The following is a 15,768-nucleotide window of genomic DNA, read 5'->3' as shown; positions in this document are numbered from 1 at the left end:
CGTCCGGCATACGGGCTGTTCCGTACCACCCCTCGGTACGGAACAGCCCGTCCGCTTATCCTGAGCCCCATGCTGACCATCACCAAGGCCCTCTACGACCAGATCGTGGCCCACGCCCGCCAGGACCACCCGGACGAGGCATGCGGCGTGGTGGCGGGCCCGGCGGGCTCCGGCCGCCCCGAGCGCTTCATCCCCATGCTGAACGCGGCCCGCTCGCCCACGTTCTACGAGTTCGACTCCCAGGACCTGCTCAAGCTGTACCGGGAGATGGACGACCGGGACGAGGAGCCGGTGGTCATCTACCACTCCCACACCGCGACCGAGGCCTACCCCTCCCGCACCGACGTCACCTACGCCAACGAGCCCGGCGCCCACTACGTCCTGGTCTCCACCGCCGACACCGACGGCGCAGGTGAGTTCCAGTTCCGCTCGTTCCGCATCCTGGACGGCGAGATCACCGAGGAAGAGGTCGAGGTCGTCGGAGCGTACTGACCCGCCCTGACCCACCCAACGGCCCGATCCCACATTGCGGAAGACGAATGTCCGGCACATGAGATCACACTCCGGGAGCCCGTACGGGAATCGATACGATGACCCCATGGTTCTTCTCGACGTGAGCGAAACAGCGCCGGGCGCACTGCTCGTGGCGCGGCTGCACGTCGACCTGTGCCGGCTGAACAGCGCCATCTGTTGATCCTCCGCTGCCGCCGTGCGGCCGAGAGCCGCGGCGGGCTGCCGCGTGCCGCCGCGCGCCCTTCCCGAACCCACGACAGACACTTCCGACAGGAGCCCTCAGCCATGGCCATCGAGGTCCGCATCCCGACCATCCTCCGCCAGTACACCGACGGTCAGAAGGCGGTGGAGGGCAACGGGAACACCCTCGCCGAGCTCTTCGCCGACCTCGAGACCCGGCATGCGGGCATCCGGGCCCGCCTCATCGACGAGGCGAACGGCGCGCAGCTGCGCCGCTTCGTCAACGTCTACCTCAACGACGAGGACGTCCGCTTCCTCGACGGCATCGACACCAAGCTGAGCGACGGCGACAACGTCACCATCCTCCCGGCCGTCGCAGGCGGTTCCGCCGCGGCCAACCCGCGCCCGGCCGGGATGGCCTGATCGGCATGCGCTACGACTCCCCGCTGGCCGCGGTGGGCAACACCCCTCTGGTGCGCCTGCCGCGGCTGTCGCCGTCCTCCGACGTCCGGATCTGGGCGAAGCTGGAGGACCGCAACCCCACCGGCTCCATCAAGGACCGCCCGGCCCTGTTCATGATCGAGCAGGCGGAGAAGGACGGCCGCCTCACCCCGGGCTGCACCATCCTCGAGCCGACCTCCGGCAACACCGGCATCTCCCTGGCGATGGCCGCCAAGCTCAAGGGCTACCGCATGGTCTGCGTGATGCCCGAGAACACCTCACAGGAACGCCGTGACCTCCTCGGCATGTGGGGAGCGGAGATCATCTCCTCCCCGGCCGCGGGCGGCTCCAACACCGCCGTGCGCGTCGCCAAGGAACTCTCCGCCGAGCACCCCGACTGGGTGATGCTCTACCAGTACGGCAACCCGGACAACGCCGGCGCGCACTACGCCACCACCGGCCCGGAAATCCTCGCCGACCTGCCCTCCATCACCCACTTCGTGGCCGGCCTCGGCACCACCGGCACCCTCATGGGCGTCGGCCGCTATCTGCGCGAGCACAGACCCGACATCAGGATCGTCGCCGCCGAGCCGCGCTACGACGACCTCGTCTACGGCCTGCGCAACCTCGACGAGGGCTTCGTCCCCGAGCTCTACGACGCCTCCGTCCTCACCACCCGCTTCTCCGTGGGCTCCGCCGACGCCGTCACCCGCACCCGGGAACTCCTCCAGCAGGAGGGCATCTTCGCCGGCGTCTCCACCGGAGCCGCCCTGCACGCGGCGATCGGCGTCGCCAACAAGGCACTCAAGGCCGGCGAGAGCGCCGACATCGTCTTCGTCGTCGCCGACGGCGGCTGGAAGTACCTGTCCACCGGCGTCTATACGGCCGAGACGACCGAGGCGGCCATCGACACGCTCAAGGGCCAACTCTGGGCGTAACCGCACACGGTGCAGACGTAGGGCGAGGGGCCGGAGACCATGTCTCCGGCCCCTCGCCCGTCCCCCCGGTCACTCCCGTTGGCCGCCGCGCCGTCCGGATCCGCGCCGCCGCCGGTGTCCCCGCCCCCACCCGTCGACGAGCGCGGTGACGAACGCGAGCAGCACCACCGCCACGAGCGCAAGCCACCAAGCCGTGTCCATGCCCAGACCGTACCGGCGCGCACCCGGCCGCGCGCCCTCCCGTCACCGTCACGCGCGGCTTCCAGCCGAACCGGTGACAGCACAGGTGAGTTCGCCCACAACGGCCCCAGGTGGAGGAGCGACCAAAGGTTTTGCGCCTTACGCTCGACAAACCGCACGACCCCCGTCTCTCCACACCCGCCAGCGGAGGTTTCTGCTTCATGGAGCTCACCGTCGTCGGCTGCTCGGGGTCGTTCCCGTCCGCGGAATCGGCCTGCTCGAGCTACCTCGTCGAGGCCGACGGCTTCCGGCTGCTTCTCGACATGGGCAACGGCGCCCTGGGCGAGCTGCAGCGCCACTGCGGTCTCTACGACCTCGACGCGATCTTCCTCAGCCACCTGCACGCCGACCACTGCATCGACATGTGCGCCTACTTCGTGGCGCGCTACTACCGGCACGACGGCGGTCGCTGCGCCCCGCTGCCGGTCTACGGACCCGAGGGCACCGAGCACCGGCTGACCACCGCCTACGCCGACGCCCCCTCGGCCTCCTCCATGAGCGAGGTCTTCGACTTCCACACGGTCAAGCCGTCCACCTTCGAGATCGGCCCCTTCCTCGTGCACACCGAGCGCGTCGCGCACCCGGTCGAGGCGTACGGCATCCGCATCGAACACGGCGGGAAGACGCTCACCTACTCCGGCGACACGGGAATCACCCCCGTGCTCGAGGACCTGGCCCGCGACGCCGACCTCTTCCTGTGCGAGGCCGCCTTCACGCACGGCAAGGAGAACATCCCCGACCTGCACCTCAACGGCCGCGAGGCGGGTGAGACGGCGGCCCGGGCGGGCGCCCGCCGCCTGATCCTCACCCACATCCCCCCGTGGACCGACCCGCAGGTCAACCTCACCGACGCCCGCATGGTGTACGACGGGCCGGTCGGGCTGGCGGCGCCGGGGACGACGTACGAGATCTGAGGCAGAAACGGCCGGGGCCCCCGGAAGCCTGCTCGGCTTCCGGGGGCCCCGGTGTCATGCGCGGCGAGGACGGATCACGCCTTCGTGGTGTCCTCGAGTTCCTCCTCCGGCTCGCGCCCCGGAGTCGGCAGGTTGAACTTGGTGATGGCGAAGCGGAACACCACGTAATAGATGGCCGCGAACACCAGACCGATCGGGATGATCAGCCAGGGCTTGGTCGCCAGGTTCCAGTTGAGGCCGTAGTCGATGGCCCCCGCGGAGAACGTGAAGCCCGCGTGCACCCCGAGCGCCCAGGTGATCGCCATGGACAGGGCGGTGAGCACCGCGTGGATCACGTACAGCAGCGGCGCGATGAACATGAACGCGAACTCGATCGGCTCGGTCACACCGGTCACGAAGGACGTCAGCGCGAGCGAGACCATCATGCCCGTCACGGCCTTGCGGCGCTCCGGGCGGGCGGCGTGCGCCATGGCGAGCGCGGCGGCCGGGAGGCCGAACATCATGATCGGGAAGAAGCCCGACATGAACAGACCGGCGTCCGGGTCACCGGCGAAGAAGCGGTTCAGGTCACCGTGGACGACCTCGCCGGCGGCGTTGGTGAAGTCACCGATCTGGAACCAGGAGACGGTATTGACGAACTGGTGCATGCCGATGGGGATCAGCGCACGGTTGATCAGACCGAACAGACCCGCGCCCGCGGCACCCAGACCCGTGATCCACTCACCGGCGTCCGAGATGACCTCGCCGATCGGCTCCCAGACCAGGCCGAAGAAGACGCCCATGAGGGTGCCCACGAAGGCCATGATGATCGGGACGAGACGGCGGCCGTTGAAGAAGCCGAGCCAGTCCACCAGCTTCTTGCGGTGGTAGCGCTGCCACAGCACCGCCGCCAGCAGACCCATGATGATGCCGCCGAGGACCCCGGGGTTGTTGTAGGTCGCGGCTATGTCCGCGCCGTCCTGCACCTTCGCCTCGGTGACCGGGAAGGCCTTCAGGACGTTGCTGTAGACCAGGAAGCCGACGAGCGCGGCGAGCGCGGTCGAGCCGTCCGCCTTCTTGGCGAAGCCGATGGCGACACCGATGCAGAACAGCATCGGCAGATTGTCGAAGATCGCGCCACCGGCGGTGGCGAAGACGGCGGCGACCTTGTCCCAGCCGAAGCCGTCCGCGCCGAACACGTCCGGCTGGCCGAGCCGGAGCAGGATGCCCGCCGCCGGAAGGACGGCGATCGGGAGCTGAAGGCTGCGGCCCACCTTCTGCAGGCCCTGGAACAGGCCGGATCCCCGCTTCTTTGCGGGGGCCGCCGAGTCGGTGGCGGTGCTCATACTTCCTCCATCGGTGGTGGTCTACACCACTAGTGGTGTAGACCTGTTGTACACGATGAAGGCCGCATAAGGAACCCGTCATTCCTGCGACCGCGAAGCTACCCACCGTGCCCGCCGGACAGCACAAACGGAACCGCCAGCGGACACGCCGAAAAGCCCCCGGACCACACCGTCCAAGGGCTCGACAAGCCGCCTCCAGCCTACGAGATCACGCCTTAGCGGCATCCTCGACCTCCTCCTCCGGTTCCCGCCCCGGGGGTCCTCAGATCGAACCGCATAATCGCGAAGCGGAAGATGACGTAGTACAGCGCCGCGAAGCACAGCCCGATACGGGTTTGGCGGCAGTCCACCCGCTGGTGTAGACCAGTCAGGCAGGACGGTTCCGCTGTCGTGACGTCATCCTTCGGCACCCACGACATGACCGCTCGCAAAGATGGGCCAACTGTGGGTTACTGCGACCAAAGCGGTTCGGATCAGGGAGAACGAACATGGCCACCAAGGCTGAGAAGATCGTCGCCGGACTCGGCGGCATCGACAACATCGACGAGATCGAAGGCTGCATCACCCGGCTCCGCACCGAAGTCGTGGACCCCGCCAAGGTCGACGAAGCCGCCCTCAAGGCCGCCGGCGCCCACGGCGTCGTCAAGATGGGCAGCGCCATCCAGGTCGTCATCGGCACCGACGCCGACCCCATCGCCGCCGAAATCGAAGACATGATGTGAACCGCGGCGAAAGCCACACCTTCGGGGCCCCTGTCCACCGCGGCAGGGGCCCTTCCCGTCCCTACGACTAGGCTCGGCGCCATGTCTCGAATCGACGGCCGCACCCCCGAACAACTCCGCCCGGTCACCATCGAACGCGGCTGGAGCAAGCACGCCGAAGGCTCCGTCCTCGTCTCCTTCGGCGACACCAAGGTCCTCTGCACCGCCTCCCTCACCGAAGGCGTCCCCCGCTGGCGCAAGGGCAGCGGCGAGGGCTGGGTCACCGGCGAGTACTCGATGCTGCCTCGCGCCACCAACACCCGCGGCGACCGCGAATCCGTCCGCGGCCGCATCGGCGGCCGCACCCACGAAATCAGCCGCCTCATCGGCCGGTCCCTGCGCGCCGTCATCGACTACAAAGCGCTCGGCGAGAACACCATCGTGCTCGACTGCGACGTCCTCCAGGCCGACGGCGGCACCCGCACCGCCGCCATCACCGGCGCCTACGTCGCCCTCGCCGACGCCGTGGCCTGGGCCCAGGCCAAGAAGCTCGTCAAACCCGGACGCCGGCCCCTCACCAACACCGTCAGCGCCGTCTCCGTGGGCATCGTCGGCGGCGTGCCCCTCCTCGACCTCTGCTACGAGGAAGACGTCAGGGCGGACACCGACATGAACGTCGTCTGCACCGGCGACGGCCGTTTCGTCGAGATCCAGGGCACCGCCGAAGCCGAGCCCTTCGCCCGGGACGAACTCAACGCCCTCCTCGACCTCGCCGTCACCGGGTGCACGAAGCTCGCCGCCATACAGCGCGCCGCGCTTGATACCGTCCTCGGAAGGTAAAGGGCGCTTCAAAACAGGTGGCCGACGCGGAGCAACCGCGTCGGCCGCCCCCGCGTCTGAACGGGTACGGGCGCACGGCTCAACCCCGGGCGCCCGGCCGACGATGCGGGCCGCACCGGCCCGACGAGGGAGGGAACGTACATGGCCGCGAGCCGCCGACGCCGCACCGCAGCCGTCGCCGCCACCCTGGCGGCCGTCGCGCTGACCGCCGGACTCACCACCGGCTGCGACGCCGTCGACAAGGCACTGGACTGCGTCCAGACCGCCGACGCCATCGCCGACAGCGTCACCGACATGCAGCAGGCCGTCGAGAATGCGGGCAACGACGTCACGCAGCTCGTGGAATCCCTCGACTCGATCGACAAGAACCTCAACGAGATCGGCGACAAGACCGACAACGCCGACGTCTCCAAGGCCGTCGACGACCTGAACAAGGCCGTCGACAACGTCCGCACCTCCATCGAGAACGGTGACAAGAACCCGGACATCAGCCCCGTCACCGACGCGGCCGGCGAACTCACCAAGGTCTGCACGCCTTAGGACTCAGCGCATGGGCCCAGGGATCCCAGGGATACTGGGCCCATGACCCGCCTGATCCTCGCCACCCGCAACGCCGGAAAGATCGCCGAGCTGCACTCGATCCTCGCCGACGCGGGCCTGCCCCACGACCTCGTCGGCGCAGACGCCTACCCCCACATCCCCGACGTCAAGGAAACCGGCGTCACCTTCGCCGAGAACGCCCTGCTCAAGGCCCACACCCTGGCCCGCGCCACCGGCCTGCCCGCCGTCGCCGACGACTCCGGCCTGTGCGTGGACGTCATGGGCGGCGCCCCGGGCATCTTCTCCGCCCGCTGGTCCGGCACCCACGGCGACGACCAGGCCAACCTGAACCTGCTCCTGGCCCAGCTCTCCGACATCGACGACGCACACCGCGGAGCCCACTTCGCCTGCGCGGCGGCACTCGCCCTCCCAGACGGCACGGAACGGGTCGTCGAGGGCCGCCTGACCGGCACCCTCCGCCACACCCCCGCCGGCACAAACGGCTTCGGCTACGACCCCATCCTCCAGCCCGACGGCGAAACGAGGACCTGCGCGGAACTGACCCCGGCCGAGAAGAACGCCATCAGCCACCGGGGAAAGGCGTTCAGGGCACTGGTTCCGGTGGTGCGGGAGCTGCTGGGCTGAGGGTAGGGAAGAGGCTCGGCACCTTCGATATGAAGGGACCGAGCCTCTTCTTCCTGTGGGCCCGGTGGGACTCGAACCCACGACACACCGGACCTAAACCGGCGCCCTCTTGGCCAGCTGGGGTACGGGCCCGCAGCGGTGCCTACTCTACTGGGCGCTGAGACGGGTACGTCTGCCGGACTCAGATGCCGAGGTCCTTGATGATTTTGGCTACGTGGCCTGTCGCGCGGACGTTGTAGAGGGCGTGTTCGACCTTGCCCTGCTCGTCGACGACGATCGTGGAGCGGATGACGCCCATGTAGGTCCGGCCGTAGTTCTTCTTCTCGCCGTAGGCGCCGTACGCCTCGAGGATCGTCCTGTCCTCGTCGGCGAGGAGGGTGACCTTCAGTGACTCGGCCTCGCGGAACTTGGCGAGCTTCTCCGGCTTGTCGGGGCTGATGCCGATGACGTCGTAGCCGGCGCCCGCGAGCAGCTCCAGGTTGTCGGTGAAGTCGCAGGCCTGCTTCGTGCAGCCGGGGGTGAGGGCGGCCGGGTAGAAGTAGACGATGACCTTGCGACCCCTGTGGTCGGCCAGGGACACCTCGTTGCCGTCGGCGTCGGGCAGGGTGAAGGCGGGGGCCTCGTCCCCGGGCTGGAGGCGTTCGCTCATCGGGCTGGTCTCCTCGTACATGCGCGCTGCGTGGATCGGGTGCCGGGATCGAGGGTAACCGGGGGTCCTGGCAGTGCGGGGCGGTCTGGAGCTGACAGACTGTCCGGCACAGATATCAGTGGATTTCGGAGGCGACACGGTGGCGGACACGGCGGACACCAGAACCCCGGCGCAGATCGAGGCGGACATCGAGCGCCGCCGTGCGGTGCTGGCCGAGACGCTGGACGAGATCGGGGTGCGGGTGCACCCGAAGACGATCATGGGGGACGCGAAGGCCAAGGTCGTGTCCAATGTGGATCACACGCTGGGGCGGGCGTACGTCCGTGTGAACAGCGTGGTCAGTGACGTCAAGGGCCAGTTCGTGGACGAGGACGGCTCGCCGCGGCTGGAGCGGGTCGTGCCGGTGGCGGTGCTGGTGGTGGGGGTCGTGGGGCTGCTGGCCCTGGGGACGCGGCGGCGTCGGCGTTGACCCCTCCCGCGTGCGTGCGTGGCGAAGACAGGTAGGTTTCAGGACGTGAGCGCCAAGAGAGTCCAGAACAGTTCCCAGCACGACAAGCTGCCCATCCGGATGCTGCACGACCGCGTACTCGTGCGGCAGGACACCAGTGAGGGGGAGCGGCGTTCCGGGGGCGGCATTCTCATTCCCGCGACGGCCGCGGTGGGCCGCCGGCTGGCCTGGGCCGAGGTGGTCGCGGTGGGGCAGAACGTACGGACCGTGGAGCCGGGCGACCGGGTGCTGTTCGACCCGGAGGACCGGGCGGAGGTCGAGGTGCGTGGTACCGCCTATGTGCTGATGCGGGAGCGCGATCTGCATGCCGTGGCCGCGGACCGCTTCGAGGGTTCCCAGGATTCGACCGGCCTGTACCTGTAGGTCTGTAGGTCTGTAGGGGGTGGTGATCGTGGTCGCCAGCCCCTACAGCCTTTTCGGCTACGGTGGTACGACCCCCCACGGGGCCCCGACGAGACGCGCCGTACCGGGGTGAAGGCAAAGACGACGCACCCCCGTTTCCGTTCGTGTCCCGGAGGTGCCTGTCATGGCCTGGGTTCTGCTGGTGGTCGCCGGTCTGCTGGAGGTCGGCTGGGCGGTCGGCATGAAGTACACCGACGGGTTCACCCGCCTGGTGCCCAGTGTGCTCACCGGCGCCGGCATCGTCGCGAGCATGCTGCTGCTGTCGTACGCGTCCCGCACCCTGCCGATCGGTACGGCGTACGGCGTGTGGGTGGGGATCGGCGCGGCCGGTGCGGCGGTGGTGGGCATGGTGGTGCTGGGGGAGCCGGTGACCGCCGCGCGGATCTTCTTCATCAGCCTGCTGCTGGTCGCCGTGGTGGGGCTGAAGGCGACCTCGGGTCACTGAGGGGGTGCGGGCCGCTCACCAGACCCGGCGGGCGTTCTGGGTGAGGGCGCCGGTGAGACCGCCCGGGTACGTCGCGTCGTCGCCGCCGGAGTCGTCGTCGCCGGTGGCGCCGTCGGTCGCTCCCTCGTCGTCGCCGGTTCCGGTGCCGCCCGTGGGGTCACCGGTGGCGGTGCCTTCAAGCTGACCGCCGGTCGGTCCGTCCGGCGTCGGCTTCCCGGTGCCGTCCGGGGTGCGGCTTGCGGTGTCCTCGTCGGCGTCCGGTGCCCTGCTGCTGTCGTAGGTCGGGTCGCCGGTGGAGGAGCGGCCGGTGCTTTCGTCGGAGGGCGGCTGGCTTTCCCAGGCGCCCGGCTGGAGCCGGAGGCTGAACGCCTGGGCGGGCGTGCCCTTCAGGGCCTCGCGGGTGTACTCGCCCCAGATCTCCGCGGGCGCGCCGCCGCCGTTCATCCGGGGCAGGCCGAGGGCGCCGTAGAGGGACTTGTGACCGGCGGTGACGGGGTCCTGGCCCATGACGGCGACGACGGTGGCGAGGTCGGGGGTGTAGCCGGCGAACCAGGCGGCAGTGTCCTCCTCGGCGGTGCCGGTCTTGCCGGCGGCGGGTCGGCCGGCGGTCCCGGCGGCGGTGGCGGTGCCCTTCTCGACGACGCCCTTGAGTACGGAGGTGGTGGTGTCGGCGGCCTGGCGGCTGACGGCCTGCCGGGTGTGCCGTGCGGGCAGTTCCAGGGTCTCCTGGCCGCGGGTGATCTTCTCGATCAGCGTGTAGTCGGCGCGCTTGCCGTGGTTGGCGAGGGTGGCGTACGCCTTGGCCATGTCGAGGACGCTGGCGGTTGCGACGCCGAGGGCGATGGACGGCCCGGCGTCGTCGAGGCTGGGGGTGTCCTTGGCGAGGCCCAGGTCGATGGCGGTCTGCCGCACCTTGTCGGGGCCGACGTCGACGGCCATCTGCGCGTACACGGCGTTGACGGACTTGTCGGTGGCCTCGCTGACGGTGATGTCGCCGTAGTCGCGGTGGTCCTCGTTCTCCGGGGCGTAGCGGTTGCCGGGCCAGCCCTGGACGGGGCGTTTGCTGGTGCCGTCGTAGTGGGTGTTGGGTGTGATGCGGTGGCCGTCCTGGGTGCGGGACTTGTTCTCGACGGCGGCGGTGAACACGAACGGCTTGAACGAGGAGCCGACCTGGAAGTCCCGGCGGGTGGCGTTGGGGGTGTACTGCTTGACGTAGTCGATGCCGTTGTACATCGCGACGATCTTGCCGGTCTTGGGTTCGATCGAGGCGCCGCCGGCGCGGACGTAGGTGTCGACCGTGCGGTTCTGCGTGTCGAGCCGGTCGATCAGCTTGTCGTTGACGGCGTCGACGAAGGCGTCCTGCTTGTCCTTCTGCAGGGTGGTGGTGATGCGGTAGCCGCCGGAGTCGAGGGTGGCCTCGTCGAGGATGCGCTGGTCGGCCAGGTATTTCTTGACGATGTTCACGATGTAGCCGCGCTGCCCGGACATGCTGGTGGAGAGGGTGGTCTCCTTGGGCATCGGGAACGTCATCCCGGCGCGTTCGCCCTCGCTCAGCCACCCCTCGTCGACCATGCCGTCCAGGACGTAGTTCCAGCGGTTCTCGACCATGGCGCGGTTCTCGGGGTGGGTGATGACGTCGTACTGGCTGGGCGCGTTGACGAGGGCGGCGAGGTAGGCGGCGCGGCCGGCGTCGAGTTGGGAGGCGTCGATGTCGTAGTAGGCGTGGGCGGCGGCCTGGATGCCGTAGGCGCCGCGGCCGAAGAAGCTGGTGTTGAGGTAGCCCTCGAGGATCTGGTCCTTGCTCTGGTTCCGGTCGAGTTTGATGGCGATGAAGAACTCCTTCACCTTGCGGGTGACGGTCTGCTCCTGGCGCAGGTAGTAGTTCTTCACGTACTGCTGGGTGATGGTGGAGCCGGACTGTTTGCCCTTGCCGGTGAGGGTGTTCCAGGCGCCGCGGATCATGGCCATGGGGTCGACGGCGGGCTCGGTGTAGAAGTCGCGGTCCTCGGCGGCGAGCACGGCGTGCTGGGCGGGCTTGGAGATCTGGGAGAGGGTGACGTTCTCCCGGTTGACCTCACCGTCGCGGGCGATGACGGAGCCGTCGGCGTAGAGGTAGACGTTTGCCTGCTGGGTGGCGAGGGCGTTGGCGGCGGGGATCTGCACGAGGTAGTAGCCGAGGAAGAAGCCGCCGACGATCAGGAGGCCGGTGATGAGGAAGGCGGCGGCCACCATGCGCCAGGTGGGGATCAGCCGGCGCCATCCGGTGCGTTTGGCTCTGCCCTTGTCCTCCGCGCTGCCTTCCGCGCTGCCTTCCGCGCTGCCTTCCGCGCTGTCTTCCGCGCTGTCTTCCGCGCTGTCTTCCGCGCTGTCTTCCGCCTCCGCCTCGGGGGTGTCCGCCGCCTGAGGGTCTTTCGGTGCCCAGCCGGGCTGGGGCCGCTGCGGCTGCGGGTCGTCGCTCATGTCGTGCACGGACTCCTGTTTCGCCTCGTTCGTTCCCGTACGCCGGGTGCGTTCCTCTTATTCAAGACTGTCCCATCCGGCGACGCCTTCCGCGGCGGCGGCGCGCGTCGCGCACACTTGCGGCTTCTCACACGCATGGCCCTGCCGGGCAGCCCGGCCGATATTGCGTGGCAGGCGGACCGGCGCGCGCATTAGGCTCCTGCGCTTCGGTGCCGGGTACGGAAGGAAGGGGCGGGCGTGGGCTCGTGGCGCGTGTACCCGGCCGTCGCGGCGGGGGGCTTCAGGCGGTACGCGACCTACCGGGTGGCCACGGCCGCGGGGGTGTTCACGAACACCGTCTTCGGCCTGATCCTGGTCTACACGTACCTCGCGCTGTGGGAGGCCCGGCCGGGTCTCGGCGGGTACGACCAGGCGCAGGCGGTCACCTATGTGTGGCTGGGGCAGGCGCTGTTCGCGATGCTCGCCGTCCAGGGCGGCGGGTTCGAGGTCGAGCTGATGGAACGCATCCGTACGGGTGAGATCGCGGTCGATCTGTACCGGCCGGTCGATCTCCAGCTGTGGTGGCTGGCGAACGACCTGGGGCGGGCGGTGTTCCAGCTGCTGGGTCGGGGCGTGGTCCCGTTCGTCGTCGGTGCGCTGCTCTTCCCGACGGCGCTGCCCGAAGAGGCCGCCGTGTGGGGTGCGTTCCTGCTCGCGCTGCTGCTGGCGATGCTCGTCAGTTTCGCCATCCGCTATCTGTTCGCGCTGAGCGCGTTCTGGCTGCTGGACGGCCAGGGTGTCGCGCAGGCCCTGATGGTGACGGGACTCTTCTGCTCGGGCATGACGCTGCCGCTGAACGCCTTTCCCGGTTCCATGGGTGAGGTCGTCCAGGCGCTGCCGTGGGCGGCGCAGCTCCAGGTGCCGGCGGACGTGCTGATGGGGGAGACCGCTCCCCTGGGGGCGTACGCCTTCCAGGCGGCGTGGGCGGTGGCGCTGCTGGCGGTGGGCCGGCTGGTGCAGTCGGCGGCGACGCGGCGGGTGGTGGTGCAGGGTGGCTGAGGCACCGCCGTACACGCTTCCTCCCGCGCGTTCGCGGGTGACCGAGGGACTGCGGGCCTACCGGATGATCGCCGGGATGTGGATCCGCTCCACCCTGGCCTACCGTGCCTCCTTCGTCCTGACGGTGTGCGGCAACCTGATGCTGACCGGGCTGGACTTCGTGGCGATCCTGCTGATGTTCTCGCAGGTCGACGCGCTCGGCGGCTGGACGCTGACCGAAGTCGCCCTGCTGTACGGCCTTTCCTCCACCTCGTTCGGTATCGCCCAGCTGGCGTTCGGTTCGGTGGCTTCCCTGGGGGGCCGGGTGCGCGACGGCTCGTTCGACACGCTGCTGGTGCGGCCCGCGCCGGTGCTCGCCCAGGTCGCCGCGGACCGCTTCGCGCTGCGCCGGCTGGGCCGGGGCATCCAGGGCGCGGCGGTGCTGGGCTGGGCGCTGGTGGCGGCGGACGTCGACTGGACGGTGGTCAAGGTGCTGCTGGTCCCGGTGACACTGGTCTGCGGCGCGGTGATCTTCGGTTCGCTGTTCGTGGCGGGCGGCGCCTTCCAGTTCCTGGCGCAGGACGCCGCGGAGGTGCAGAACGCGTTCACGTACGGCGGCACGACGCTGTTGCAGTACCCGCCGACGGTGTTCGGCCGGGACCTGGTGCGCGGGGTGACGTTCGTGCTGCCGCTCGCCTTCGTCAACTGGGTGCCGGCGGCCCATCTGCTGGGGCGTACCTACCCGCTGGGGCTGCCGGACGGGTCGGCCTTCGCGGCGCCGCTGGTGGCGGTGGTGTGCGCGGCACTGGCGGGGGCGGCGTGGCGGGCCGGGCTGAGGTCGTATCGGAGCACGGGGAGTTAGGGGCCGTCATGGCGGAGGCGTTCATCGAACTGGACCACGTCGAGAAGGTCTTCGAGGTGCGCAGGAAGACCGGTTTCCTGAAACGGGAACGGCGGCAGGTGCGCGCCGTGGACGCGCTCTCCTTCACGGTGGCGCGCGGGGAGATGGTGGGCTACATCGGCCCCAACGGCGCGGGCAAGTCGACGACGATCAAGATGCTGACCGGGATTCTCACCCCCAGCGCCGGCCGGCTGAGGGTGGCGGGGATCGACCCCTCGCGGGAGCGGACGCGGCTCGCGCACCGTATGGGGGTGGTGTTCGGGCAGCGTACGACGCTGTGGTGGGACCTCCCCCTCATCGACTCCTACCGGCTGATGCACCGTATGTACCGCATCCCCGACGCGCGGTACCGCGAGAACCTGGACCGGCTGGTCGAACTCCTCGACCTGGGCGAATTGCTCGACGTGCCGGTACGGCAGCTGTCGCTCGGCCAGCGGATGCGCGGGGACATCGCGGCGGCGCTGCTGCACGACCCGGAGGTGCTGTATCTCGACGAGCCGACGATCGGGCTGGACGTCATCTCCAAGACCAAGGTGCGGGACTTCCTGCGGCAGTTGAACGCCGACCGTGCCACCACGGTGCTGCTGACGACGCACGACCTGCAGGACATCGAGCAGTTGTGCTCCCGGGTGATGGTCATCGACCACGGCCGCCTGGTGTACGACGGTGCGCTGGCCGGGCTGCACGAGGCGGGGGAGAGCGAGCGGACCCTCGTGGTCGACCTGGAGCGGGAACTCCCGCCGATCGAGGCACCGGCCCCCGCGCGGGTGGTACGGGTGGAGGGTCCGCGGCAGTGGCTGGCGTTCCCGGCGTCGGAGTCGGCGGCGGGACTGGTGGCCCAGGTCGCCGCCCGGTACCCGCTGGTCGACCTGTCGGTCCGGGAGCCGGACATCGAGGCGGTGATCGCGAGGATGTACACCGACCGCGGCGGGATGCCCGTCTCCGAGCCCTCATAGCGGTGTGACGGAGACAACTCGTAGGCTGCGGGGTATGACCGACGACGCAGCCGCACCGGACCTTCGTGCATCGGACGCCGACCGTGAACGGGTCGCCGACATCCTGCGGGACGCCCTCGCGGAGGGCCGCCTGGACATGGAGGAGTTCGGGGAGCGGCTGGACGCGACCTACGCGGCGCGCACATACGGGGAACTGGCGCCGATCACCCGCGATCTGCCGGGCCCGGGTACGACCGCCGCACCCGCCGTCTCCCTGACGAAGGACGCGCAGCCGGCCGGCGACTGGGCGGGCCGGATCGTCGGCGAGGGCGACGCGGGGACGTCGACGTGGGCGGTGGCCGTGATGTCGGGCTTCCAGCGCAAGGGCCGCTGGACGGCCCCGCGCCGCTTCAACTGCTTCGCCTTCTGGGGCGGCGGCGAGATCGATCTGCGCGAGGCGTACTTCGCGGACCGCGAGATCGTGATCAACGCGGTCGCGATCATGGGCGGGGTGGACATCATCGTTCCGCCGGGCGTCGAGGTCGTCGTGCGCGGCGTCGGCATCATGGGCGGCTTCGACCACCGCGAGGAGGGCGTCCCCGGCGACCCCGGCGCCCCCAGGGTGATCGTCACAGGCCTGGCCTTCTGGGGCGGCGTAGGCGTCCACCGCAAACTCCCCCACGCAGAAAAGCAACGCCTACGCGAGGAACGCCGTCGGGAGAAGCTGGAACGCAAGGAGCAACGCCACCGGGAACTGGACGCATCCGCCCAGAACCACCTGAACCCCCACGACGACCACTTGAGGAAGCACACCCCTCGCACCCCCGAGGACCACTGAGCGCCTTCCCGCCCAGCCCAGTCTTCTCGCCGGCCACGGCATTCCGGCGCACCCCGGCCTTCCCGCCCAGCCCCGGCCTACCCCAGCGCTCCCGCCCACCCTCGTCTTCTCGCCGACCCGGGCATTCCGGCCTACCCGCAGCCTCCCCACCCACCCCGGCCCACCCGCCCACCCCGGTACGGCCAATTCCAGCCCCTCCGGCGTTTGAGGAGCGGGGGTCCGGGGGCAGCGCCCCCGGGGCCGGGACGGGAAGGGGCGGCGGGGGCGAAAAACCTGGCCCGGTGCAACCCAGCTTCACGCCCGCAGCCACTCCGTAACCACCACACCCTCACCGGT

The 15,768-nt window shown here is 69.7% G+C and carries 20 protein-coding genes, 1 tRNA gene and 1 riboswitch; of the genes, 16 read left to right on the top strand and 5 right to left on the bottom strand.

Annotation, left to right across the window (positions count from 1 at the left end):
* Positions 1–69: 69 nt before the first annotated feature.
* The 4 genes from AB0L56_RS30525 to AB0L56_RS30510 all read left to right on the top strand — a co-directional run bounded on the left by AB0L56_RS30525 (position 70) and on the right by AB0L56_RS30510 (position 2,072).
* The gene (locus AB0L56_RS30525; protein WP_361030647.1) at positions 70–492 is read left to right on the top strand and encodes a M67 family metallopeptidase; all 423 of its coding nucleotides are present in this window, start codon (positions 70–72) and stop codon (positions 490–492) included.
* Between the two features lie 106 nt (positions 493–598).
* The gene (locus AB0L56_RS30520) at positions 599–694 is read left to right on the top strand and encodes a putative leader peptide (protein ID WP_312847494.1); all 96 of its coding nucleotides are present in this window, start codon (positions 599–601) and stop codon (positions 692–694) included.
* A 104-nt stretch (positions 695–798) separates the two neighbouring features.
* Positions 799–1,116 carry a MoaD/ThiS family protein gene (locus AB0L56_RS30515; protein ID WP_365429122.1) on the top strand — a complete coding sequence of 106 codons (318 nt, stop codon included), beginning with the start codon at positions 799–801 and terminating at the stop codon, positions 1,114–1,116.
* 5 nt (positions 1,117–1,121) lie between these two features.
* Positions 1,122–2,072, top strand: coding sequence for a cysteine synthase (locus tag AB0L56_RS30510; RefSeq protein WP_365429119.1), 951 nt, complete (start codon positions 1,122–1,124; stop codon positions 2,070–2,072).
* A 69-nt stretch (positions 2,073–2,141) separates the two neighbouring features.
* Here AB0L56_RS30510 and AB0L56_RS30505 read toward each other — a convergent pair whose 3' ends face one another.
* On the bottom strand, positions 2,142–2,273 hold the full coding sequence (locus AB0L56_RS30505) for a hypothetical protein (protein ID WP_361030637.1): 132 nt from the start codon (positions 2,271–2,273) through the stop codon (positions 2,142–2,144).
* A 200-nt stretch (positions 2,274–2,473) separates the two neighbouring features.
* On the opposite strand from AB0L56_RS30505, the gene AB0L56_RS30500 reads away from it, so the two are divergent.
* The gene (locus AB0L56_RS30500; RefSeq protein WP_365429115.1) at positions 2,474–3,226 is read left to right on the top strand and encodes an MBL fold metallo-hydrolase; all 753 of its coding nucleotides are present in this window, start codon (positions 2,474–2,476) and stop codon (positions 3,224–3,226) included.
* 74 nt (positions 3,227–3,300) lie between these two features.
* On the opposite strand, the gene AB0L56_RS30495 is transcribed toward AB0L56_RS30500, so the two are convergent.
* A complete protein-coding gene (locus AB0L56_RS30495; RefSeq protein ID WP_365429112.1) occupies positions 3,301–4,551 on the bottom strand; it encodes a PTS transporter subunit EIIC in 1,251 nt (416 codons plus the stop codon).
* A 488-nt stretch (positions 4,552–5,039) separates the two neighbouring features.
* On the opposite strand from AB0L56_RS30495, the gene AB0L56_RS30490 reads away from it, so the two are divergent.
* The 4 genes from AB0L56_RS30490 (at position 5,040) to rdgB (ending at position 7,277) form a co-directional block, all read left to right on the top strand.
* On the top strand, positions 5,040–5,273 hold the full coding sequence (locus tag AB0L56_RS30490; RefSeq protein WP_037931958.1) for a glucose PTS transporter subunit EIIB: 234 nt from the start codon (positions 5,040–5,042) through the stop codon (positions 5,271–5,273).
* Between the two features lie 81 nt (positions 5,274–5,354).
* Positions 5,355–6,092: a ribonuclease PH gene (gene rph / locus AB0L56_RS30485; protein ID WP_365429109.1), complete on the top strand. Its 738-nt coding sequence runs from the start codon at positions 5,355–5,357 to the stop codon at positions 6,090–6,092.
* A gap of 141 nt (positions 6,093–6,233) precedes the next feature.
* Positions 6,234–6,632, top strand: coding sequence for a hypothetical protein (locus tag AB0L56_RS30480; RefSeq protein ID WP_365429106.1), 399 nt, complete (start codon positions 6,234–6,236; stop codon positions 6,630–6,632).
* A 42-nt stretch (positions 6,633–6,674) separates the two neighbouring features.
* Entirely contained in the window at positions 6,675–7,277 is a 603-nt protein-coding gene (gene rdgB / locus AB0L56_RS30475; protein WP_361030621.1) for an RdgB/HAM1 family non-canonical purine NTP pyrophosphatase, read from the top strand.
* Between the two features lie 56 nt (positions 7,278–7,333).
* Here the strand turns inward: rdgB and AB0L56_RS30470 are convergent.
* Together AB0L56_RS30470 and bcp are read right to left on the bottom strand one after the other, a co-directional pair.
* Positions 7,334–7,409: transfer RNA gene (locus AB0L56_RS30470), tRNA-Leu, on the bottom strand.
* A gap of 49 nt (positions 7,410–7,458) precedes the next feature.
* Entirely contained in the window at positions 7,459–7,926 is a 468-nt protein-coding gene (gene bcp / locus AB0L56_RS30465) for a thioredoxin-dependent thiol peroxidase (protein WP_365429103.1), read from the bottom strand.
* A 139-nt stretch (positions 7,927–8,065) separates the two neighbouring features.
* Between bcp and AB0L56_RS30460 the strand changes: the two genes are divergently transcribed.
* From AB0L56_RS30460 to AB0L56_RS30450, 3 genes are all read left to right on the top strand, one after another.
* Positions 8,066–8,395, top strand: coding sequence for a DUF3618 domain-containing protein (locus AB0L56_RS30460; RefSeq protein ID WP_365429100.1), 330 nt, complete (start codon positions 8,066–8,068; stop codon positions 8,393–8,395).
* 45 nt (positions 8,396–8,440) lie between these two features.
* Positions 8,441–8,797: a co-chaperone GroES gene (locus AB0L56_RS30455; protein ID WP_365429097.1), complete on the top strand. Its 357-nt coding sequence runs from the start codon at positions 8,441–8,443 to the stop codon at positions 8,795–8,797.
* 66 nt (positions 8,798–8,863) lie between these two features.
* Positions 8,864–8,927: riboswitch (guanidine-III (ykkC-III) riboswitch) on the top strand.
* Positions 8,928–8,960: 33 nt separating this feature from the next.
* Entirely contained in the window at positions 8,961–9,281 is a 321-nt protein-coding gene (locus AB0L56_RS30450) for a multidrug efflux SMR transporter (protein ID WP_365429094.1), read from the top strand.
* A 15-nt stretch (positions 9,282–9,296) separates the two neighbouring features.
* Here the strand turns inward: AB0L56_RS30450 and AB0L56_RS30445 are convergent, their stop codons facing one another.
* The gene (locus AB0L56_RS30445) at positions 9,297–11,741 is read right to left on the bottom strand and encodes a transglycosylase domain-containing protein (protein ID WP_365429091.1); all 2,445 of its coding nucleotides are present in this window, start codon (positions 11,739–11,741) and stop codon (positions 9,297–9,299) included.
* Positions 11,742–11,978: 237 nt separating this feature from the next.
* Between AB0L56_RS30445 and AB0L56_RS30440 the strand changes: the two genes are divergently transcribed.
* From AB0L56_RS30440 to AB0L56_RS30425, 4 genes are all read left to right on the top strand, one after another.
* On the top strand, positions 11,979–12,779 hold the full coding sequence (locus AB0L56_RS30440) for an ABC-2 family transporter protein (RefSeq protein WP_365429088.1): 801 nt from the start codon (positions 11,979–11,981) through the stop codon (positions 12,777–12,779).
* A 64-nt stretch (positions 12,780–12,843) separates the two neighbouring features.
* Positions 12,844–13,620 (top strand): ABC transporter permease, encoded by a 777-nt coding sequence (locus AB0L56_RS30435; RefSeq protein WP_365429168.1) that lies wholly within the window; start codon positions 12,844–12,846, stop codon positions 13,618–13,620.
* 8 nt (positions 13,621–13,628) lie between these two features.
* Entirely contained in the window at positions 13,629–14,615 is a 987-nt protein-coding gene (locus tag AB0L56_RS30430; RefSeq protein ID WP_365429085.1) for an ATP-binding cassette domain-containing protein, read from the top strand.
* Between the two features lie 34 nt (positions 14,616–14,649).
* Positions 14,650–15,432: a DUF1707 domain-containing protein gene (locus AB0L56_RS30425; RefSeq protein WP_365429082.1), complete on the top strand. Its 783-nt coding sequence runs from the start codon at positions 14,650–14,652 to the stop codon at positions 15,430–15,432.
* Positions 15,433–15,768: the final 336 nt, after the last annotated feature.

The organism is Streptomyces sp. NPDC052079 (assembly GCF_040680275.1).
Lineage (GTDB): Bacteria > Actinomycetota > Actinomycetes > Streptomycetales > Streptomycetaceae > Streptomyces.
The sequence above is the reverse complement of the archived record's forward strand: the minus strand, read 5'-3'. Positions and strand labels throughout refer to the sequence as shown.